Annotated in this window: 19 protein-coding genes; 12 read left to right on the top strand and 7 right to left on the bottom strand. The window is 71.1% G+C overall.

Annotated features, from left to right (window positions below):
• The first annotated feature begins 86 nt into the window (after nucleotides 1-86).
• The 4 genes from LL648_RS38885 (at nucleotide 87) to LL648_RS38870 (ending at nucleotide 5,668) form a co-directional block, all read left to right on the top strand.
• Nucleotides 87-1,523: an NAD(P)/FAD-dependent oxidoreductase gene (locus tag LL648_RS38885; protein ID WP_232667970.1), complete on the top strand. Its 1,437-nt coding sequence runs from the start codon at nucleotides 87-89 to the stop codon at nucleotides 1,521-1,523.
• A 64-nt stretch (nucleotides 1,524-1,587) separates the two neighbouring features.
• Complete coding sequence (locus tag LL648_RS38880) at nucleotides 1,588-2,259, top strand: hypothetical protein (RefSeq protein ID WP_232667969.1); 672 nt, start codon at nucleotides 1,588-1,590, stop codon at nucleotides 2,257-2,259.
• The gene (locus LL648_RS38875; RefSeq protein ID WP_232667968.1) at nucleotides 2,256-3,110 is read left to right on the top strand and encodes an alpha/beta fold hydrolase; all 855 of its coding nucleotides are present in this window, start codon (nucleotides 2,256-2,258) and stop codon (nucleotides 3,108-3,110) included. The genes LL648_RS38880 and LL648_RS38875 overlap by 4 nt, the downstream gene beginning before the upstream one ends.
• Before the next feature lie 62 nt (nucleotides 3,111-3,172).
• The gene (locus LL648_RS38870; RefSeq protein ID WP_232667967.1) at nucleotides 3,173-5,668 is read left to right on the top strand and encodes an ATP-binding protein; all 2,496 of its coding nucleotides are present in this window, start codon (nucleotides 3,173-3,175) and stop codon (nucleotides 5,666-5,668) included.
• A gap of 403 nt (nucleotides 5,669-6,071) precedes the next feature.
• Here LL648_RS38870 and LL648_RS38865 read toward each other — a convergent pair whose 3' ends face one another.
• The 3 genes from LL648_RS38865 to LL648_RS38855 are packed head-to-tail and all read right to left on the bottom strand — an operon-like array spanning nucleotide 6,072 to nucleotide 7,998.
• Nucleotides 6,072-6,554, bottom strand: coding sequence for a hypothetical protein (locus LL648_RS38865; RefSeq protein ID WP_232667966.1), 483 nt, complete (start codon nucleotides 6,552-6,554; stop codon nucleotides 6,072-6,074).
• A 23-nt stretch (nucleotides 6,555-6,577) separates the two neighbouring features.
• A complete protein-coding gene (locus LL648_RS38860; RefSeq protein WP_232667965.1) occupies nucleotides 6,578-7,462 on the bottom strand; it encodes an NmrA family NAD(P)-binding protein in 885 nt (294 codons plus the stop codon).
• A 38-nt stretch (nucleotides 7,463-7,500) separates the two neighbouring features.
• Complete coding sequence (locus LL648_RS38855; protein ID WP_232667964.1) at nucleotides 7,501-7,998, bottom strand: anthrone oxygenase family protein; 498 nt, start codon at nucleotides 7,996-7,998, stop codon at nucleotides 7,501-7,503.
• 185 nt (nucleotides 7,999-8,183) lie between these two features.
• Here LL648_RS38855 and LL648_RS38850 point away from each other — a divergent pair, with 185 nt between their 5' ends.
• A complete protein-coding gene (locus LL648_RS38850) occupies nucleotides 8,184-9,074 on the top strand; it encodes a LysR substrate-binding domain-containing protein (RefSeq protein WP_232667963.1) in 891 nt (296 codons plus the stop codon).
• A 58-nt stretch (nucleotides 9,075-9,132) separates the two neighbouring features.
• On the opposite strand, the gene LL648_RS38845 is transcribed toward LL648_RS38850, so the two are convergent.
• Entirely contained in the window at nucleotides 9,133-9,915 is a 783-nt protein-coding gene (locus LL648_RS38845; RefSeq protein WP_232667962.1) for an MBL fold metallo-hydrolase, read from the bottom strand.
• A 27-nt stretch (nucleotides 9,916-9,942) separates the two neighbouring features.
• Between LL648_RS38845 and LL648_RS38840 the strand changes: the two genes are divergently transcribed.
• Entirely contained in the window at nucleotides 9,943-10,350 is a 408-nt protein-coding gene (locus LL648_RS38840; RefSeq protein ID WP_232667961.1) for a MerR family transcriptional regulator, read from the top strand.
• A gap of 491 nt (nucleotides 10,351-10,841) precedes the next feature.
• Here the strand turns inward: LL648_RS38840 and LL648_RS38835 are convergent, their stop codons facing one another.
• A complete protein-coding gene (locus tag LL648_RS38835) occupies nucleotides 10,842-11,600 on the bottom strand; it encodes a hypothetical protein (RefSeq protein ID WP_232667960.1) in 759 nt (252 codons plus the stop codon).
• 145 nt (nucleotides 11,601-11,745) lie between these two features.
• On the bottom strand, nucleotides 11,746-12,468 hold the full coding sequence (locus LL648_RS38830) for a class I SAM-dependent methyltransferase (RefSeq protein WP_232667959.1): 723 nt from the start codon (nucleotides 12,466-12,468) through the stop codon (nucleotides 11,746-11,748).
• Between the two features lie 71 nt (nucleotides 12,469-12,539).
• Here LL648_RS38830 and LL648_RS38825 point away from each other — a divergent pair, with 71 nt between their 5' ends.
• Together LL648_RS38825 and LL648_RS38820 are read left to right on the top strand one after the other, a co-directional pair.
• Nucleotides 12,540-13,448, top strand: a complete 909-nt coding sequence (locus tag LL648_RS38825; RefSeq protein WP_232667958.1) for a class I SAM-dependent methyltransferase — start codon at nucleotides 12,540-12,542, stop codon at nucleotides 13,446-13,448.
• Entirely contained in the window at nucleotides 13,445-13,954 is a 510-nt protein-coding gene (locus LL648_RS38820; RefSeq protein ID WP_232667957.1) for an oxidoreductase, read from the top strand. The genes LL648_RS38825 and LL648_RS38820 overlap by 4 nt, the downstream gene beginning before the upstream one ends.
• A gap of 740 nt (nucleotides 13,955-14,694) precedes the next feature.
• Here LL648_RS38820 and LL648_RS38815 read toward each other — a convergent pair.
• Nucleotides 14,695-15,741, bottom strand: a complete 1,047-nt coding sequence (locus tag LL648_RS38815) for a LacI family DNA-binding transcriptional regulator (protein WP_232667956.1) — start codon at nucleotides 15,739-15,741, stop codon at nucleotides 14,695-14,697.
• A gap of 198 nt (nucleotides 15,742-15,939) precedes the next feature.
• On the opposite strand from LL648_RS38815, the gene LL648_RS38810 reads away from it, so the two are divergent.
• From LL648_RS38810 to LL648_RS38795, 4 genes are read left to right on the top strand one after another with little or no spacing between them, the layout of a single operon-like run.
• Nucleotides 15,940-17,244 (top strand): ABC transporter substrate-binding protein, encoded by a 1,305-nt coding sequence (locus LL648_RS38810; protein ID WP_232667955.1) that lies wholly within the window; start codon nucleotides 15,940-15,942, stop codon nucleotides 17,242-17,244.
• A gap of 29 nt (nucleotides 17,245-17,273) precedes the next feature.
• A complete protein-coding gene (locus tag LL648_RS38805; RefSeq protein WP_232667978.1) occupies nucleotides 17,274-18,209 on the top strand; it encodes a carbohydrate ABC transporter permease in 936 nt (311 codons plus the stop codon).
• Entirely contained in the window at nucleotides 18,206-19,096 is an 891-nt protein-coding gene (locus LL648_RS38800) for a carbohydrate ABC transporter permease (RefSeq protein WP_232667954.1), read from the top strand. The genes LL648_RS38805 and LL648_RS38800 overlap by 4 nt, the downstream gene beginning before the upstream one ends.
• Nucleotide 19,097: 1 nt before the next feature.
• Entirely contained in the window at nucleotides 19,098-21,101 is a 2,004-nt protein-coding gene (locus LL648_RS38795) for a glycoside hydrolase family 127 protein (RefSeq protein ID WP_232667953.1), read from the top strand.
• The last annotated feature ends 95 nt before the right edge of the window (nucleotides 21,102-21,196 follow it).

Below are 21,196 nucleotides of genomic sequence, written 5' to 3'. Positions count from 1 at the left end.
ACCACGAAATGGACAGCGTCCGGCCTCCTGGTTGAACACCGCAGCAGCGCATCGTCAGGCCTCCGCAACACTGAGGAGGTGGCTCGATGTCGCGCAGCGAGCAGGCCGTCGTGCTGGGGGCCGGGATCGCCGGCCTGCTGGCCGCTCGGGCGCTCACCGACACCCATGACCACGTCACCATCATCGAACGGGACCGGCTCCCCGACGGCGCTGATATCGACGGCGCCGGCGCGCGGCGCGGTGTGCCGCAGGGCGCGCACGCGCACATGCTCATGCCCCGCGGCGCCGCCGCCGTCGAGCTGCTCCTGCCGGGCCTGCTCGACGAGCTGACCCGGACGGGTGCCGTCCGCGTCGAGCCGCTCGTGGATCTCCGCGCGATCATCGGTGGCCGGCGCCTGCTGCAGACGCCCATCGGCGGGACCGCTGTGCAGGCGAGCCGCCCGTTCCTGGAACGGCACGTTCGTGAGCGGGTCCGCGGCCTGCCGGGCGTCGAGCTGATCGACGAGTGCGACGCCGTCGGCCTGTTCACCGACGAGAGCGCCTCGCGGGTCACGGGCGTGCGGGTGCTGCACCGCGCGCCCAGCAGCGCGGCGGAGTCCATCCCCGCCGCGCTCGTCGTCGACGCCACCGGCCGCGGCTCCCGCGTGCCGGCCTGGTTGACGGCCCTCGGCTTCGAGCGCCCCGCCGAGGACCGGCCGCCGGTCGACGTCGGTTACGCCTCCTGTCTGCTGCGGGTGCCGCCCGGCGCGGACGTCGAGGCCTCGGTGATGGTCGGGCCCGTCGCCGGGCACGCCCGCGGCATGGCCTTCGTCGCGGTCGAGGGTGGGCAGCGGCTGCTCACCCTGTTCGGGATCGGTCGCGCGAACCACCCACCCGTCGACGTCGAGGGCTTCCTCGCGTTTGCCGCAGCAGTCGCCCCGCCGGACGTGGCCGCCGTCATCAGGGCCGCCGTGATCAACACAGCCGGGCCGCCCAGTGGTATCGCCCGCTTCCGCTACCCCGCCTACCAGCGGCGGCACTACGGGCGTCTGCGTCGCCTCCCGGACGGGCTGCTCGTCGCCGGCGACGCGCTCTGCAGCTTCAACCCGATCTACGCCCAGGGCATGACGGTCGCTGCCGTGGAGGCACTCGAGCTGCGCCGCTGCCTCGCGGCCGGCCGCTCCGGGCTCGCGCACCGCTACTTCACGGCCGTCGACCGGGTCGTCCGTCCTGCGTGGCGGATGGGCCTCGACTCCGACCTCGCCCTGCCCGAGGTCACGGGGAACCGGTGGTTCGGGACCCGGCTGTCGAACGCCTACACCGCCCGCCTGCTCGCCCGTGCCGAGCACGACCCGGTGGTCGCGCGCCAGGTCGGGCGCGTGCTCGGGCTGCTCGACGCCCCGACCACGCTGGCCCGTCCGGCGATCCTGCGCCGCGCCCTACCGGCCGGCGGGCGGCTTTCCGGGCGGATCTTCGGGCGGATCTTCGGGCGCAGCTCGACCGGCCCGCCTACCACCACGGGAGTAGGCCGGATGTCCTCCTGAGCGGGACGCGGCCCGACGTTCCACCCACGACCCTGTCACCGAACACCCAAAGAGGAGTAAAGCCATGAATGCGCCCGCCCGTGCCTCGTCCCGCACCTCGCCCACCACCGGCGTGCTCGCCGCCGTCGGGTTCCTCGTCGCCTACCTCGCGGTGAGCCCGCTCGCCGGGGCGTTCACGGACCGGGACCTGCCGCTGCCCGGCTCCCCCGCCTCGGCCGTGGCCGACTTCTACACGGCCAACCCCGTCGCCGTCACGATCACCGCCGTGCTGCAGGTCGTGTCGGTGGCCTGCTTCGCGCTGTTCGTCGCCGGTCTCGCGCCTGCACTGCGCGCGGCGGGCGCCGCATGGCTGCCACGCATCGGTTACGTGTCGACGACCGCCATGGTGGTCTCGTCGGTGCTGTCGGGGACCCTGGCCGTGCTCGCGCCGACAGCGGACGACACGACCGTCGAGGTGCTGCGCCAGTCGAGCTTCATCGCCGGTGGTGTCGTCAACGTCGTCCTGCTCGGCGTGTTCGTCTTCGGTTCGGCGCTCGTGCTCGGTCGCGAGCGGCTGCTGGGCAACCCGACCCGCTGGTTCGGCTTCATCGCCGGCACGCTCGCCATGCTGTCGGTGCTGTCGCTGGCCATCTACTACGCCTCGGTGCTCCTTCCCGTCGGACGTGTGCTGTCGATGGTCTGGACGGTCGTCGCCGCCATCGTGATCTACCGCCGGGTCCGGGCGGAAGCCCGATGAACAGCGCGAATGGAAACAGCACGAGAACGTCGATCGAGCTGTCGCACGGCGTCGTGGAGTACCGGACCGCCGGGCCCCTCGACGCGGCCGGGCCGCCGGTCCTGTTCGTGCACCCGTTCCTGATGGACGGCACGCTCTGGACGGGTGTCGCCGACCTGCTGGCAGCCCGGGGCATCCGCTCCTACGCGCCGGACTGGCCGCTGGGCGCCCACCGCGTCGCCACGAACCCGGGGACCGACCAGACACCGCGTGGGGTCGCCCGGCAGATCGTCCGCTTCATCGAGGAGCTGGACCTGCACGACGTCACGCTCGTGGGTGCGGACACCGGCGGTGCGCTGTGCCAGTTCCTGATCGACACGGATCCGAGCCGGATCGGGCGGGTGGTGCTCACCAACTGCGACGCGTTCGACACGTTCCCGCCCTTCCCGTTCAACGTCGTGTTCGCGCTGCTCAAGGGCAACACCCTGATGAAGATCAACCTGCAGCCGATGCGGTCGCGCGCCTTCCGGCACTCACCGCTGGGGTTCGGGTTGCTCGCCGAGCGGCTCGACCCGGCGCAGACGCGGTCCTGGATCGAACCGGGTCTCACCGATGCCGCGATCCGCGGCGACGCCGTCGCCTTCCTCCGGGCGGCGAGGCCCGCCGACCTGCTCGACGTCTCGACCCGGCTCGACCGGTTCACCGGTCCGGTCACCATCGTCTGGGGCACCGCCGACCGCGCGTTCACCCCGCAGCTCGGTCGCAGGCTGCAGGACGCCTTCCGCAACGCCCACCTCGTGGAGGTGCCGAACGCCAGAACGCTCGTCGCGCTCGACGCCCCGCACCTGCTCGTCGAGCACATCGCCGCCTGACCGGAGGCGGCGCACTGATGTCCAGTTTGCTCGAATCATCGGGAAAGAGAGCGGTGGGGGCCGTGTCGATCGGTGGGGTGAGTGCGGCGGAGCTGCTGCGGATGTGGCGGGAACGTGCGCTGCTCACCCAGCAGCAGCTCGCCAAGCGTGCCGGGTTGAGTGCGCGGACGGTGCGCCGGTTGGAGGCGGGTGATGTGGCGCGGCCGCAGGTCACGACGCTGCGGCTGCTGGCGTCGGGGTTGGAGCTGAGCGCCGCCGAGGAGCGCCGCTTGGTGGCGGGGCACAGCGGTGCACCTGATGTGGCGCTGCCTGAACGGGTGGCGCCGCGGCAGCTGCCGGCGGTGCCGCCCGCGTTCACCGGCAGGGTGGCCGAGCTCGCCGGCCTCGAAGACCTCGGCGACGAGGCCGCGACGGTGGTGATCAGCACGATCGACGGCATGGCCGGGATCGGGAAGACCGCGTTGGCCATCCATGCCGCGCACCGGGTGGCCGGCCGGTTCCCGGACGGGCAGCTGTTCCTCGACCTGCACGGCTACACCGATGGTGTGCCACCGGTGGACGCGGCGGAAGGGCTGGACCGGCTGCTGCGCGCGCTGGGCGTCTCGGGCGAGCAGGTCCCGGAGCACCTGGAGGATCGGGCGGCGCTGTACCGCAGCCGGTTGGCGGGCAGGAAGGTGTTGGTGCTGCTCGACAACGCCGTCAGCGATGCGCAGGTGCGGCCGTTGCTGCCGGGCACGCCGGGGTGTCTGGTGCTGGTGACCAGCCGGCGCCGGCTCACCGGGCTGGACCAGACCCACGCGCTGTCGCTCGACGTGTTGAGCACGACGGACGCGATCGACCTGTTCGGCCAGGTGGCAGGGCCACAACGGGCGGCCGGCGGGTCGGGTGACGGGGTGGCGGAGGTCGTCGAGCTGTGTGGACGGTTGCCGCTGGCGATCCGGATCGCCGCGGCCCGCCTGCGGTCGCGCCCGGCCTGGACGGTGCAGCACCTGGTCGAGAGGCTGGTGGACCACCGGGACCGGCTCGACGCGCTCGACGCCGGACACCGCAGCGTCTCCGCCGCCCTGGACCTGTCCTACCACCAGCTCGACGGTGAGCTCCAACGCGCGTACCGACTGCTCGGGCTGCACCCGGGCGCCGACGTCGAGCGCGACGCCGTCGCGGCCCTGACCGCCGCCACGCCGGCCGGGGCGGAGCGGTTGATCGGTGAGCTGCTCGAAGCCAGCCTGCTGCTCGAGCTCACCCCGGGCCGCTACCGGTTCCACGACCTCGTCCGCGCGCACGCCGGGGCGACCGCGGCACGAGACGACGCAGGCCCGGAGGGCCGGGAGGCGATCACCCGGCTGCTGGACCACTACCGCGACACCGCGGCGTCGGCCATCGACATCGTCCACCCCACCACGCAGGAACGGCAACGCACCAAACCCACCGACACGTCCTTCCCCGATGCGGCATCGGCGAACGCCTGGCTCGACAGCGAGCTGTCGAACCTGCTCGCCGTGACCCTGCACGCGGCGGAACACGGCTGGCCGCGGCACGCCGTGCAGCTGACCGTCACCCTGCACCGCCTCCTCCGCTCACGGGGACCCTTCGTCGACGCAGAACAGCTCTACCTGCACGTCCTGGACTCCGTCCAGGAGCGCGGAGATCGGGCCGGGCAGGCGGAGGTGCTGGTCTGCCTCGGTGAGATCCGATGGCCGCAGGCGCGCGGCGATTCAGCCGCCGAGTGCTTCGAACGTGCTCTCACGACGGCTCGCGACCTCGCGCTCGCCACCGTCGAGGTGGACGCGCTCGCCGGTCTGGCTGCGGTCGAACGGCTGCAGGGCCGCTTCCAGAACGCCGTCGGCATATGCGACGAGGCGCTGACCGTCGCCCGCCGCGCATCGGACAGCGGCGGGGAGATCGCGGCGCTGATCTGCCTCGCGTGGGCCGAGCTGGACCTCGGGCGGCCCTCGGTCGAACACCCCGAACGGGCGCTCACGATCGCGCGCGCCATCGGCAACCCGCACGAGGAGGTCCGGGCACTGCGCTGTCTGGGACACGTCCACCGGCTGCAGGGGCAACGCAAAGAGGCGGCCGATGCGTTCGAGCGGACGCTCGTCCTGGCCCGTTCCATCGGTAGCCGCAGCGCCACGTTCGGAGCGCTGCTCGGGATCGGGATGATCCACCGCCTGGAAGGCCGCTACGCCGAGGCGGGCCCGCTCTACGAGCAGGCACTCACCCTCGCCTTGGAGATCGGGGACGTGAACAGCCAGTTCGAGGCACACCAGGCCCTCGGCCGGCTGCACCTCAGCGCCGGACACGCTGGTCGTGCCCTCGGCTGCCACCAGGCCGCTCTCGACGCCGCGGTCGCACTCAACCACGCCGGCGACCAGGTCCGCGCCCACGACGGCCTGGCCCACGCACACCTCGCCGTGGACCAGCACGAACACGCCCGCCGGCACTGGCAGGAAGCCCTGGACATCCTGACCCGCCTCGGGGTGGAGACGACCCACGACGAGGAAGCCACCGTCCCCCAGATCCGTGCTCGGCTCGGGAGGCTCAGCGCACCGGGATGAGCCGGGGCGCGAGGGCAGCACAGCACACACGTTGCCAGGAAAGTCGGTCATGGCCCTCCGGGGCGCCACGAGGGATGAGATCGGTGCTGGGTGCGGCACTCGGGGGTACGGCCGCGGTGAGGTCGGTGAACGCGACGGCCGGTCAGGGGGTGTGCGTGCGCACGCGAGGGCAGGAAAGCCACTTTCCGGCCCCCACAGGGCAGGAAAGTGGCTTTCCTGCCCTCCCCAACCCCGGGATGAGCTGCGCCGGTCGCCGGGCGGGCGTGGTCGTGAGTTGAGTGTCTGCCGTCGGTCGCACAGCTGGCCGAGACCTACGAGGCCCCGTCCGGCGTCATCAGAGCCGTGCTAGGACGGGTGAGATGAACCCCAGCGCCCTTTGATCAAGCTTCCGCGGCACCGCGGTCTATCTCGGCGCGGGCCCTGAGGAGCGCCGCCAGAGGAGCTTCCCGAGGTCGTCACGAAAGGTCAGCACGATCGCGACGATGATCAGCGAGGCTTGACCGGCCATCCGCCCGATGGTGAAGGTCACCCATTGGCGAGCTTCCGCGCTGGTCCCGACCCCGACCGCGTACCTGGTCAGCACGAAGACGCTGGCGCCGAGCCACACCAGGCCGAGCAGGGCGATCACCGTCCGGGACTGCCACATCCGGGCCCTGCGCCGCGTCGCGTGGAGCACGGCCGTGACGAGCACCGGAAGCGAGTAGGAGGTCGGCAGAAAGCCGGCGCCCAGGCCCAGGACGACGACCTCGACCAATCCGCCGGGCGGCGCGGACGCGCCGACCCGGACGAATTCGGTGACCACGATCCCGACATCCACCCCGATCGCCGCCATGAGCAGCCAGAACGTCGTCCGGCGAACGCCTTCGGATTCCGCGAGCGAGTTCATCCCCGAATGGTGATCGCCGGGCACTACACGCCGCTTGCACCGAGCTTTCCCGCGTGAGGCAGGTCCCAGACGCCGGAGGCGGCGGCGTCACGGGCGAAGTCCGCGAAGTCGCGCGGTGGGCGACCGAGTGCCTGCTCGACCCCGTCGGCGAGGTGGGCGTTGCGTCCGTCGAGTGTGGTCTCGAAGATCGAGGCGAAGACGGCGGCACCTTCCTCGGGGACGCCCTGCTCGAGGAGCCCGGTGACGAACTGTTCGGGGGTGATCTGCTGGTAGTCGATGTGCCGGCCGGTGGCGGAGGCGATCTCCGCGATCGCTTGCCGGAAGGTGAGCAGCCGGGGTCCGGTGAGCTCGTAGAGCTTCCCGGCGTGGCGGGGGTCGGCCAGCGCTTCGGCGACGACGTCGGCGATGTCCTCGGCATCGACGAAGGCTTCGCCGACTTCGGGAGCGGGCAGCGCAACAGCGCCGAAGCGGATCATCTCCTCGAAGCCGAAGCCCTTCTCGCTGAAGTCCTGGGCGAAGAACGCGCAGCGCACCACGGTGGTCTGCGAGCTGGCCGCGATCACACCCTTCTCGACGGCTTCGGATTCGGGCTCGCCGCGCCCGGAGATCAGGACCAGGCGTTCGACGCCGTTCGCGACGGCGGTGTGCGCGAAGCGGGTGATGGCGTCGAACGCTCCGGGCGCCGTGATGTCGGGGTAGTAGGCGATGTAGGCGGCGGACACCCCGTTCAGGACCGGTTGCCAGGTCCTTTCGTCGGACCAGTCGAACGCCGGATCGGCCGCGCGGGATCCCGGTCGCACGGCGAACCCCCGTCGGCGCAGCCTGGCTGTGACACGGCGTCCGGTTGTGCCGGTGGCGCCGAGGACGAGGATCGGTCCGGGGACGTCGCCGGACGAGTTGCTGATCATGTTGGATCTCTCTTCTCGCAACGCGGATGGGATGACGGTCAGTCCGTCGTCCGGTCGTGCTGGACCAGTGCCCACGCCAGCAGGCCGAACGCGCTGGTCGCCGCGGCGCTGCGGACGGTGTTCCACCGGGCCCAGCGGGTCTCGTCGAAGGCTTCCCGGACGGCGGTGAGATCGATCCGGTCCGGATCGCCGGCGGTCTTGATGGCGTTGTTGAGCGGGACGTTGACCCGCATGGTGATGATCACCGCAGCCAGGTACAGCACCAGCGCTCCGGCGATGTGCGCCCGGTGCCGCTCCCGACGGTTGGCGATCGCCGCGGCCGCGGTCAACGCCAACGCGCCGAAGAACGTGCCGCCGAGGAACCGCGGGTTGATGATCGCCCGGTCGATGCTCTGGAACGCCGCGACGAAAGTGCGGTCGTCGGTGCTCTTCAGCCCCGGCATGATGGTGTGGCCGAACACCTCGAACGCACCGGCCGACAAGCCTGTCGTGATCGTCGCGCCGACCAGGGCGACTCCGCCCGCACGCGTGCTCACGCCGCACCCACCAGCGTGGTTGCCCCGCGACGGCTGATCCCGATCATGTTCGCCCCTGTCCGTGTCCGAGTACGGTCACGATCTCGTCGAATGTGACCGCTAACAACGAGCGTCTGCGCAACGATCGTTAACCGACGGGTTACCGATGAGCGGAAGGGCGATCAGGCGCGATGGAGCAGCGGGAAATGGAGATCCTCCTGACGCTCGCGGACGAACTGCACTTCGGCCGCGCCGCCCAGCGGCTGTACGTCTCAACGGCCCGGGTCAGCCAGACGATCAAGAAACTGGAGCAACGCATCGGGGCCCCGCTGTTCGAGCGCACCAGCCGGCACGTGGCGCTGACGCCGATCGGGCGCCACCTCTGCGACGAGCTGCGGCCCGCTTACCAGCAGATCCACGCTGCTCTCGACAGGGCGACGGCCGCCGCTCGTGGCATCCATGACGTCCTGCGGGTGGGCTTCGTCGGTGCCGCCGCGGGTCCGTTCGTCTTGGAGGTGGCCGAGACGTTCATGGCCGACCACCCGGACTGCGCCGTCCAGGTCCGCGAGAACCAGTTCGGCGAGGGCCTCGAACCCCTCCGCAACCGCGAGATCAACATGGTGCTCGCCACGTTGCCCGTCCAGGAGGGCGACAACGCCGAGCTCGCCGCGGGCGGGGTGCTGTTCGAGGAAGACCGGCTCCTGGCGGTCTCGTCCCGGCACCCGTTCGCGCGCCGGCGGTCGGTGCCCTTCGCCGACCTCGCCCGCACCAAGGTCCTCAGCACCCCGTCCGCGGTTCCCAGCTACTGGGACCAGGCCCTCGTGCCCGCGGAAACGGCCGACGGCCGGCCCGTCCAACGGGGCCCGTCGTTCAACACGGTCCAGGAGATGCTCACCCTCGTCGGCGCCGGCATCGGCACCTATCCGGTGCCGACCCAGGCCACGACCTACTACGTCCGTCCCGACGTCGCCTACGTGCCGATCACCGACGTCCCGCCCTTCCAATGGCGCTTCGTCTGGCTCGCCTCCGCCGCGACCGCCCGGATATCGGCCTTCGACCGGGCCGCCGCCGCGTTCGTCGCGGCCCGCGCGGTCTGACGTTCACGTGTCGATCGGTGCCGCGGACGCGGCAGGTGGCGGGGCATCTCGGTGCTCGTCAGACGGCCGCCGGGTACGCCCAGCGGGTCCCCGGCGCCAGGCAGACGACGTCGAGTCCGGCTGATCGGCCCGCTGCGAGTTCCTCGGCCTCGGCCGCGGAGCCGTTCCGGTGGAAGACCAGCGAGAGCAGGTCGTCGCCGTGCGCATCGTGCACCGGAACGAGCGTGTGCGCGCCCAAGGCATCGGCCCCCTGCACGGCTTGGCGGGGCCCCATCACCAGCGGCGGCCCGAGGACCGGCCGCAAACCGTTGACGGGAAGCAGCGCCACCGCCACCGGACCGCGCCGGGCCCGGTAGCGCTCCAGCCATGCGACATCGGAGATCTCACCCCCGAAGAAGACCCGGGTCCCGCCGCTGCTGAGCGCGTAGGCGTTGTTGGGCCACGCCAGGGTCCGCCCGGCGGGGACGGCCTCCACCGACAGCGACGGAGCGGGGTGGCGGGTCTCGTCCCATCGCAGACGCTCCACGAGTGGATAGCCCAGGGCGCGGGCTTGGCGCACCATCCGGGCGGTGCTCACGTAGACGGGTGTGACCGCTTTGTGGCGGTACCCGCGCAACGCGCGCAGGTCCCAGTGGTTGGCTGCGAAACTCGTGGCGACGATCGCCGTCAACCGTGGCAGCTCGGCGATCTCCAGTCCGAGCGGTTCACCGCGCCGCAGGTACCAACGCTCGGTGAACCATGGATCGGTGAGGATCGTGTGGCCGTTCAGTTCGAGCAGGACGCACGCGTTGGCCACGCGGGTGATGGCGAGTCCGGCAGAATTCTGGTCGTTGTTGCCCATGCCGGCAGGCTGCTGGTTAATGTGCACATGAAGTCAACCGCTCCGGGCCCCTGCTTCACCATCGGCGAGATCGCCGACCGGTTCGGCCTGGCCACCCACGTGCTGAGGCATTGGGAGAGCATCGGCCTGCTGGCTCCCGCTCGGGACGCCGGTGGGCAACGCCGCTACGGGCAGGCCGATCTGGCGCGCGTGGCCATGATCCTGATGGGCAAGGAAGCCAACCTGGGATTGCGCGACTTGCACGAGATCCTGTCCACGGACAACCCGATGGACCACGCCGATCTGCTTCGTCGGCACGTCACCGTCCTCGAGCACCGGATCGCCCAGGCACAGGCGGCGAAGGGCCTCATCGAGCACGCTCTCACCTGCCCAGTGGCCTTCGACCAGTGTCCGCACGCCCAGGAACAGATCGCCTCCCGCATCCCGCCCGCCTGAACGGACCGGCGCAACACGCGGCAGCAGGGCGATCCGGTGCTGGACCGCCCTGCTGTCGGCCGGGTTCCTGCCGAGGGGTCGGGAACCCATGCGGTCGGGGCCGCGCGCCTGTAACTGCCCGTTCCGATTCACGCCGAAACTCTGCGCGCTTCGCCCTGCCGCCGGTCGTCAGCAGGTGTATGTCAGCGAACAGGTCGGGCTGCACGAGATCTTGCCATCGCTGCAGATGATGCAGGGCCGATAGGACGCCCGGCTGCCGTAGCACGAGCAGAACCGTGGCGGCGCCTGCTTGCAGGGTGGCGACTGCGCAGCCGCGCCGGCCTGCGGGACGAGTGTGCTGAGGATGCGATCCGATAGTTTGGCGACGAAGCCGATCACGTTGACCCCGATTCGAATGGGAGACTGTGTCGACAGCGTATGAATGACCGGAGAATCCCCAAATACTCCCGGCCGCCAGGAATCGTCGTATTCTTGCCGCCGCCGTGCCCAGGTCAGCGGGGCGAGCCTGCCGCGCCGTTCCGTCGTCCGGCTTGCTGGTGCCGCGGCGGCAGGAGCAACTCCCGGCTCACCGCGATGGCAAGGGCGAACCCTGCGATGAGGAACGAGAACGAGCCGACCATCTCGAGGATCTCCTCGGTGACCATCATGGGCACGTAGCCCGGCTGGGGGACGTCGCCCTCCCACTCGAGCTTCTCCAGCAGCTGGGCGACGACCCACGCCACACCGCCCGCGGCCAACGCCACGCACGGCAGGAACAGCCGAGCCCTGCGCAGCCGCTCACCGATCAGCAGGGCTGCGACCCCGGCCACAGCGGCGATCGGCAGGTACAGCGCCTGCCAGCTGATACCGGTGACCGTCTCCAACCTTTCGTGGATCCCCAGCACCTCGTCCAAAGCCATATAGGTGAGCAGCGCGCCGATGATCCCCAACGCGATGTAGCGGATCGATATCGCGACCGTGAGCAGGCTCAGCCCACCGCACACGAGCAACGCGGCGGAGAAAAGCGCGGGCAGGGTGTTCTCCCCGTCGAGATCGAATCGCCACTCCCCGCGGAACTCCACCAACTCACCCGGGATGAGAGCACCCAGCACACCGAACACGACGATCACCATCGCGACGGCGGCGGACACCCATCTCCGCTGCCCCAGCCGGGCCAGGGCGGCCACGCTGCGGGGCAACCTGCGCGGATCATCCGTCTCGACGGCCCGGCTGCCGACGACGGGCAGCTCCTGCGTCGGCCCATCGTCCAACGCGCGCTTCCCATCAACCGCTTGCACCACCTGCGACACCCTTCACTGGATGAAGAAGATTGACAAGTGGTGAACGACTCAAGTCTAGAAGCCAACGACAGGGCGTCAACGGCCGGCGCTCAGATCGATTCAGACAATTCCGGCACTATCGCTGCGCGAGGAACACGAACTCGAGGCCCCGGCGATCTGGGGCTTCCCGCACATCCCGCACGTGGAAGCCGTGGGCCGCAAGACTTTCCTCCACCTCGTGCCGGCTGCGGAACCGGAGGGTCGACTTGGAGGTGATGACGGCGCCGTCGGACTGGAACGTGTAGGTGCCACGAAAGGACACGAACGGGGGGCTCACGTCGGTCACCTCAGAGGACTGCTCCACCGATCCGATCCCCGGGATGTCGTAGGTGGACCGCCCGAAACCTGCGGCCCACTCCTCCCAGATCCGACGTTCGGGCCGCCTCGTCTCGAACACGAGATGGCCCCCGGGCCGCAGCGCGGCATGAACGCCCTGCAGGGTTCGGGCCCAGTCGTCGTCGGTGAGGAAGACCTGAGCCACGTTCCCGGTCATCACGGCGAGATCCATCCCGACGGCCGGCACGGTACTGGCGTCCCCGAGCACCCAGGCGACTCGATCAGCGCCTTCCTTCGACCTCGCGATCGCCAGCGACGCCGCAGCCGGGTCGACACCCACGACCTCGCGGCCGGTGCCGGCCAGCAGCAACGCCAGGCAGCCCGTGCCGCAGCCGACGTCGAGCACCCGACCCGCACCCAGCTCGTCGGCGATGTCGAGGTAGGCCTTCAGGTCGGCGCGCTCCCCCTCCAACGCGTCGTAGACGGCCGCGAGCCGGGGATCGGCGAAGATCGCGTCGGGCACCTCGTGATCGTATCCACGACCCGCGGGCGCGGCCTCGAATCGGCGACCGCGCCCGCCGGTACGGTGCCGCCATGGCCGTGCTGGAGATCTCCGACCTGGTGGTGAGCTGGGATCCGGCCACTCGGCAGCGGCTGCCCGTCGTCAAGGCGGACGTCGTCGCCCGGCTGCGGGCGGCAGCCGACGCGCGGGCAGCCCGCATCGTGGAGCGGATCCCGACCGATGGCCCCAACCTCGACGACGCTGCCGTCGACCGGCTGCTCGTGCGCGCCCACACCGAGCTGCAGCGGCTCGGCGAGGAGCTGCACATGGCGCAGCGGTTCGCGGAGATGCTCGTCCCGGTGCTCGCGGCGGCCCGCGACGGGGGCGTTCACCCGCTGCGGGTGGTGGACATCGGGTGCGGCCTCGGCTACGTCGTCCGGGCGCTGGCCAGCTCGGGCGTGCTCGGGCCCGACGTCGAGCTGATCGGCGTCGATTTCAACCCCGCGCTGGTCGGCGAGGCGCAGCGGCTCGCCGTCGAGGAGCGGCTGCCCTGCCGGTTCGTGTGCGGCGACGCCTTCGCGCTGGACGAGGACGCGACCCTCTACCTCTCGAACGGCGTGTTGCACCACTTCCCCGCCGACGCGCTGGGGACGTTCTTCCGCGCGCAGGACCGGCCCGCGACGGCCGCGTTCGTGCACTACGACATCGCAGCGACCCGCCTCGCGCCCTTGGGCGCCTGGATCTACCACCGCGCCCGGATGCGGGAGCCGCTCGGCCGGCACGACGGGGTGGCGTCGGCGCGTCGAGCCCACGGCGACGACGTGCTGCTGGCCGCCGCGGCACAGGCGAGCGGGATGGAGACGTTCCTGTTCGAACCCACCCGGCACGCCAACCCGTTCTGCGCCGCGATGCGGCCGGTGATCGGGATCCGCCCCGCGCTGACGGCGCGGTTCCGCGCCGAGCTGGGTCGCCGGGCGAAGGGTCTCGTGGGTCCCAGATGATCCCGATCACGCTGGGGGTGCTGGCGCTCGTCGACGGCCTGTTCGCCGGGTTCCGGGCCGCGACGGGCCGCAACGCGCGGATCCGCAAGGACGCCTACAACCGGCGTGCCGCCTGGCGCGGGCTCGGGGTCGGCGCCGCCGGCGCCGCGGCCGTGGGTCTGCTCGTCGCGATCGGGATCGCGGTCGCGGCGGACCCGGGGCAGCGCTACGACGAGCTGGTCTCGGCCGGTGGGCGGATGCTCCTGGTGCTGCTGCCCTTCGCCGCGGTCGTGGTGCTCTCGCTCATCTCCTACCTGTTGCTGCCGATGCGGGAGAGCACGTTCGTGATGGTGCTCGCGCTGGGTCCGTTCACGCTGGTCCGCCCGGCCGTCGCGGCGGTTGCGGGGATCGTCGCCGCGGTCGGTTCGACGGACCGGCTGGTCTGGCTCGTCGCTGCCGTCGCCACCGCGAGCGTGCTCATGGTCGAACCAGCCGTGCACCGGCGCTGGTACAGCGAGCCGGTCTAGCCAGCCCACGCCATCCACTCCACCTCGTCGGCCGGGGCGGGCTGCCGGGCCTGAATCCGTGCCGGGCGCAACTGGGGTCCGCGGCTGCGGGCTGACAGAGGTCGGAAACCGCTCGTGCCCGGTCGCACGCGGGTGCGGCTCGGGCGGCGAGGGCCGGGTTCATGATCACCGTCTCGGTGCGTGAACGACTCATTTTGGTCGGTTCGTGCGCCAGGCTGGTGATCATGGTCGGCGTCGGATGGTGCGGGCAGTCCGGGACTTGGTCAACTCACTGTTGTTCATGGCTGCTGATGAGTGAGTGCGCGTTCACCGCTCCCCGAGTTGATCAACTCGCAGTCGTTCACGCCTACATGTGAGCGAGTGCGAGCTGACCGTGCCCCTCGTCCGGGTGGGTGGTCGGGGGTGCCAGGAAAGCCACTTTCCTGTCCTGTGGTGCCAGGAAAGTGGCTTTCCTGGCAACGTGTGCGTTGCGCACGCGTCCTGCTCGCGGGGAGGTCGCTGTGCGGAGCCGGGTGGGCTCCGCGGTTGGGAGCGGGGCGCACTATGCACACCGGCGGTGTGCTTTGCACATGGCCGGCGGTGTGCACGGTGAATCGACGGTGAGCACCGTCGGACAGGGGCATGCGGCGATTCACCTGACAGCACGTCCAGGCTCTGTGAGGGCCGGAAAGTGGCTTTCCTGCCCTCTCGTATCGGTGCGGGCGGCCCACGAAACATGACCGCGGGGAGGGTGGGATCCCTCAGCGCCGCGCGATCGTGGAGCCCCGGATGACCAGCCGTGGCGGCAGGTACTGCGTGCCGCTGCCGACGTCCACCCCGTCCAGCGCCGCGAACACCCGCTGCGCCGCCGTGCGGCCCAGCTCCTGCAGGTTCGCATCGATGCTGGTCAGCTCCGGGCGCGAGTTGGTCGTCAGCACCTCCCAGTTGTCGAACCCCATGACGGCGATGTCCTCGGGCACCGCGCGGCCGAAGTCGCGTGCGGTGTCGAGCACCCCGCGTGCGATCTGGTCCGAGCCGCACACCACGGCGTCGATGTCCGGGTGCTGGGTCAGCAGCAGCGCGGCGGCATCACGACCCCAACGCTCCGACCACTCGGAGAACAGGACGTCGCCGATCCGCTCCAGCCCGGCCTCCCCCAAGGCCGCCTCGATCCCGGCGGCCCGGGCACGCGCCGCGGCGTACCCGGGATCGCCGGAGATGTGCGCGATCCGGGTGCGCCCGCTGCCGACCAGGTGCTCCACCGCGATCCGGCCCGCCGTGGTGTTGTCGGGGGTGAGCGAGAGGTCGCTCGGATCGTCCGACGGCGCGTAGGCGTACACCACCGGGACCGGGATGTCCTTGCCCAACGACGGGCGCGGGTCGGTCCGCTCCCCCACCACGATCAGCCCGTCGACCCGGCGGCTCAGCAGCGCACGCAGGTGGTGCTGCTCGCGGATGGCATCACCGCGGGCGTCGCACAGGAACACGTTGATCTTCCCGGCGCCGAACGCGTCCTCGGCGCCCATCAGGATCGGGATCACGAACCGGCCGACCAGGTCGCTGGTGAGCAGGCCCACCGTGCCGGTCCGCCCGGCGAGCAGTCCGCGAGCCAGCGGGTTGGGGCTGAACGCGAGGCGATCGGCCGCGGCGATCACCTTCTGCCGGGTCGCCGGCGCCACCTGGTCGCGTCCGTTGAGCGCCTTGGACGCCGTGGCGATCGAGACCCCGGCCAGGCGGGCGACGTCGGTGAGCGTCACCGGCCGCTGGCCGCGCTCGCCGCTCGCCGAGACCTGTTCCGTGCCTGCCATCCCGCCTCCGCCCACACCGCCCGTCGCCGAACAGTAACAACGGCCGCCGCTTGACGTCGTCACCCGATCCGACTACGGTTCCGAAAAGCTTTTCGGCAGCAGAGTATGCCATCTGACCTTGTTATTTGACCTTGGCTCGATAGCGCTTGCGAAAAGCATTTCTCATCGTCCGCGACGGAGCGCAACGAGGAGCTCAGCATGAGGAACGCGTCGAGAGGGTCGATCCTGCGCACCCTGACCGCCGCCGCTGCGGTCGTGCTGCTGGGCCTCGCCACCGCGTGCGGATCCGGAGCCGCCCCGAGCGCCCCCGACCCGGCCGCCGTCGGCCCGAACGGCCTCGACGACGGCACGACGCTCACCCTCTGGACCCGCGCCCCGCTGGAGAAGCAGGCGAAGCTGCTCGTCGAGGCCTACAACGCCGCGCACACCAACAAGGTCGAGCTCACCGTCGTCCCGAACGACGACTACGTGGCGAAGGTCGGCGCCGCGGCCGGCGCGGGCAGCCTGCCCGACCTGTTCGCGGCCGACATCGTCTACGTCCCCAGCTGGGTGCGCCAGGGGCTGTTCCAGGACATCAGCGCGAGCATCGACCGCCTCCCGTTCAAGACCTCGATCAACAAAGGCCACATGGCGGCCGGCACGTTCGAGAACCGCGCGCACGTGCTGCCGTTCGTCCTGGACCTGTCGATGCTGTTCTGGAACAAGGACCTGTTCCGCGAGGCCGGGCTCGACCCCGAGAAGGCGCCGGCCACCCTCGCCGAGTACGCCGCCGCGGCCAAGGCCGTCCAGGCCCTCGGCAAACCGGACACGTACGGCACCGCCACCGGCCTCAACTGCGGCGGGTGCCTGGTCTTCACCTGGTTCCCCAGCATCTGGGCAGCCGGTGCGCCGGTGATCTCACCCGACGGCGGGACGTCGCTGCTCGACTCGCCCGCCGCGACCGAGGTCTACCAGGTGTGGCGCGACCTGTGGGCCGCCGGCGCCGTGCTGCCCTCCTCGCGCGACGAGGCCGGACCCACGTGGACCGCGGGCTTCACCGAGGGCAAGGTCGGGCTGATGTTCTACCCGGCCACACTGCTGTCCTCGACCCAGGGATTCGACGTCGGCGTGGCCGGCATCCCCGGCCCCGACGGCGGCCGCTCGACCTTCGTCGGTGGCGACGGGATCGGCATCTCGAAGGACTCCACGAAGGCCGCGCAGGCCTGGAACTTCCTCGACTGGCTCCTCTCCGAGCAGGCGCAGGTCGAGGTGCTGGGCAAGAACCGCGACGTGGTGTCGCGCTCCGACCTCGCCGGCAACCGCTACGCCGCGCAGGACCCGCGGCTGGTCGCCATCAACGAGGTCGCGAGCGGCGGCGAGACGCCCGTAGCGACGAACTTCCAGCAGGCCTTCAACGCGACGAACAGCCCGTGGCTGACCCTCGTCCGCAACGCCGTCCTCGACGGCGGCGCCGACCTTCCCAAGGACAACGCCGAGATCACCGCGGTGCTGTCGCAGCAGTAGCACCGCCGGCCCGAGGAGCTCGATTGAGTGTGACCGTCGCGTCGCCGCGGCAGGGCCGACCGGTGCAGGGCCGACCGGTGCAGGGCCGGCCACGGCAGGGCCGGCCGGTGCAGGGCTGGCTCTACGCGGCCCCGACAGCCGTGTTCGTCACGGCGCTGTTCGTGGTGCCGCTGCTGCTCGTGCTGGTGATGTCGGGATCGCGATGGCCGCTGCTCTCCGGCAACCAGGGCTGGAACTTCCCGGCGAACTACACCAAGGCCGTCGGCAACCGGTTCTTCCTCGACTCGGTCGCGTTCACCCTCACCTACACCGCTCTCGCGACCGCGCTGCTGATCGGCCTCGGGCTCGGGCTGGCGCTGCTCGTGCAGGAATCCACCCGCTGGAAGGGGCTGCTGCGCACCGCGTTCCTCGTGCCCAATGCGCTCGGCCTCGCCTCCGCATCGCTGCTGTTCTACGTGCTGTACTCGCCGTTCGCGGGCCCCTTCGCAGCGATCACCGAACAGCTCGGGTTCACGTTCCTCGGCACCCCGGACGCCGCGCTGTGGTCGACGCTGTTCCTGATCGTGTGGCGGTACGCGGGCTTCTACATGCTGCTGATGCTCGTCGGGCTGCAGTCCGTCCCGTTCGACGTGTTCGAGGCCGCCCGCATCGACGGCGCCACCCGCTGGCAGACGTTCCGCCACGTGACGTTGCCGCTGCTGCGTCCCACGCTCGCGCTGACCACCGTGCTGTGCGTGACCGGCTCCCTGCTCGCGTTCGAGCAGTTCTACATCCTCACCAAAGGCGGCCCGGACAACAGCACGATCTCCGTGGTGCAGCTGGTGTACACGGTCGCGTTCCAGGGCCAGAACGACCTCGGGGTCGCTGCGGCCCTCTCGGTGCTCGTGCTGCTCGCGCTGGTGGTGGTCAACGCCGTGCAGCTGCGGGCGTTCCACCGGACCGACGTCGACGCGGGGACGTCGTGACCACACGCGCGGACACCGCCCTGGTCGCGGCACCCGTCGGGAGCGGACGGCGCCGCGGCAGCATCACGCTCGCCGGTGTCGTACTGCGCACCCCGTACTGGGTGTTCACCGGCGCGCTCGCCGTGATCTTCCTGTTCCCGCTGGTCTGGACCGCGCTGGCCGCCGTGTCGCCGCAACCTGGCACCAGCCAGACCGAGGGCTGGGGCTTCGGGAACTTCCGGGCGCTGGGCGGCTACCAGGCCGGCATCTGGCAGTACCTGGCCAACTCCGCGTTCGTCTCCGTCCTCACGGTGCTGCTCACCCTCGCGATCTCCCTGCTGGGCGGCTACGCCTTCGCCAGGTTCTCCTTCCCCTGCAAGGACCTGCTGTTCCTGGTGACGCTCGCGATCCTGATGGTCCCCTACGCGACCCTGCTGATCCCGCTCTACGTGCTGCTCAGCCGGGTCGGCCTGCACAACTCGCTCGTCGGCGTCGCGCTCGTGCTGACCATGTTCCAGCTCCCGTTCTCGACGTTCATGATGCGCATCTCCTTCGAAGCCGTGCCGCGGGAGCTCGACGAGGCGGCGATGGTCGACGGGTGCTCGTCGTTCACGGCGCTGTGGCGGGTGCTGGTGCCCGCCGTGAAACCGGGACTCATCACCGTCGGCCTCTTCGCGTTCCTCGCGGCGTGGAACGACTTCATGGCGCCGCTCATCCTGATCAACGACTCCAGCCGCATGACGCTGCCGCTGGCGGTCGCCAACCTGCGCGGCCAGGTGCAGGGCGTTGTCGACTACGGCGCCACCGAAGCCGGTGTCGTCGTGCTCGCGCTGCCCTGCATCGTGCTGTTCCTGCTGCTCCAACGACACTACGTGCGCGGCTTCATGTCCGGCGCGATCAAGGGATGACATGAGCCTGAGCACCAGCACGACCGCGACCCCCGTCGCGCCCAGCCGCGGCCGCCTGCGCCCCCTCGGCCTGGACGAGGTCGCCCTCACCGGCGGGTTCTGGGCGGACCGCCAGCACCTCAACGCCGCGGCGACCTTGCCGCACATCGAGGACCGGCTCGAACGCGAGGGCTGGATCGCCAACTTCGACCTCGCCGCCGCCGGCACACTGCCCGCCGGGCGGCGCGGGCGGGAGTTCGCCGATTCGGAGGTCTACAAGTACCTCGAAGCCCTGGCCTGGGAGATCGGCCGCTCCGGAAGCACCGATAGGGCGGCCGGGGCGCTCGAAGCCCGGTTCGACGCGATCACCGCACGCGTCGCCGCGGCGCAGGAACCCGACGGCTACCTCAACACGATGTTCGGCCGCCCCGGGCAGCGCGCGCGCTGGTCCGCGCTCGGCTGGGGGCACGAGCTGTACTGCACCGGCCACCTCCTGCAGGCCGCCGTCGCGCGGGCGCGCACCCGGCCGGGCACCGACGACGTGCTCGTCGAGGTCGCGCGTCGGGCCGCCGACCTCGTCTGCGACGTGTTCGGCCCCGGCGGGATCGAGTCGGTCTGCGGCCACGCCGAGATCGAGCCCGCGCTCGTCGAGTTCGCCCGCGTCACCGGCGAGGAGCGGTACCTCGCGCAGGCCGCGCTCTTCGTGGAGCGACGCGGCACCGGCACGCTGGGCGACATCGAGTTCGGCCGCTCCTACTTCCAGGACGACATGCCCGTGCGGGCGGCGACGGTGCTGCGCGGGCACGCCGTCCGCGCCGGCTACCTCTCTGCGGGAGCCGTCGACGTTGCCGTCGAACGCAACGACGCGGAACTGCTCGCGGCGTTGACGACGCAATGGGAGAACACCGTCGCGCGGCGCACCTACCTCACCGGCGGGCAGGGCTCGCACCACCAGGACGAAGCGTTCGGCGAGGACTGGGTGCTGCCACCCGACCGGTCCTACTCCGAGACGTGCGCGGGCGTCGCCTCGATCATGTTCAGCTGGCGGCTGCTGCTCGCGCAGGGCGCACCCCGCTACGCCGACCTCATCGAAAGAACCCTGTTCAACGTCGTCGCCACCTCCCCGTCGAACAGCGGCACGTCCTTCTTCTACGCCAACACGCTCCACCAGCGCCGCCCCGGCACCCCGGCCCCCGACAGCGACGTATCCCCGCGCGCGTCATCGACGCTGCGGGCACCGTGGTTCGAGGTGTCCTGCTGCCCGCCCAACGTGGCCCGCACCCTCGCCGGCCTGACCGCGTACCTGGCCACCACCGACGACGACGGCCTGCAGCTGCACCAGTACGCCCCGGCCACGATCCGCACCGCGCTGCCCGGCGGCGCCGCCATCGCACTCGACGTCGACACCGCCTACCCGCGCGACGGCGTCGTCCGCGTCACCGTCCGCGCCGACGCCGGCACGCCGTGGACGCTCACCATGCGCGTGCCGGCATGGGCGCAGGGCGCCCGCCTGATCGTGCGCACCGCCGGCGACCCGCCCGCCGAGCGAGCGGCCGAACCGGGAACGGTGCACGTCCGGCACCACTTCCGCGAGGGCGATGTCGTTGAGCTGCACCTGCCGGTGCAGCCCCGGTTCACCGCCGCGGACCCTCGCATCGACGCCGTGCGCGGGTGCCTCGCCGTGGAGCGCGGTCCCGAGGTCCTCTGCCTCGAATCGATCGACCTCGCCGCCGCGACCGGTGGGCGGCACACCGACGTCGCCGCGGTGCGGCTCGACGCCGACGCACCACCGCAGGAGGCCGACGGTGCCGTCACCGTGCGGCTGCGGCCCCTGGTGGCACCGGCAGGCCCGTGGCCCTACGCCGCGCCCGACCCGCATCCCGACGGCGCCGCAGAGGACGGCGCAGAAGACGGCGCAGAGGACGGCTTCGACGTTCCGCTCGTCCCGTACCACGACTGGGCCGAACGCGGCGGCTCCACCATGCGCGTCTGGCTGCCCACCGACACCCCAGCGCAACGCGGCTGAGCGCCCGTGGGGAGGGCAGGAAAGCCACTTTCCTGCCCTGTGAGGGCCGGAAAGTGGCTTTGCTGCCCTCGCGTGCGGAACGCACGCATCCCCGC

Source organism: Pseudonocardia sp. TRM90224 (genome assembly GCF_021245725.1).
Lineage (GTDB): Bacteria > Actinomycetota > Actinomycetes > Mycobacteriales > Pseudonocardiaceae > Pseudonocardia.
The sequence above is the reverse complement of the archived record's forward strand: the minus strand, read 5'-3'. Positions and strand labels throughout refer to the sequence as shown.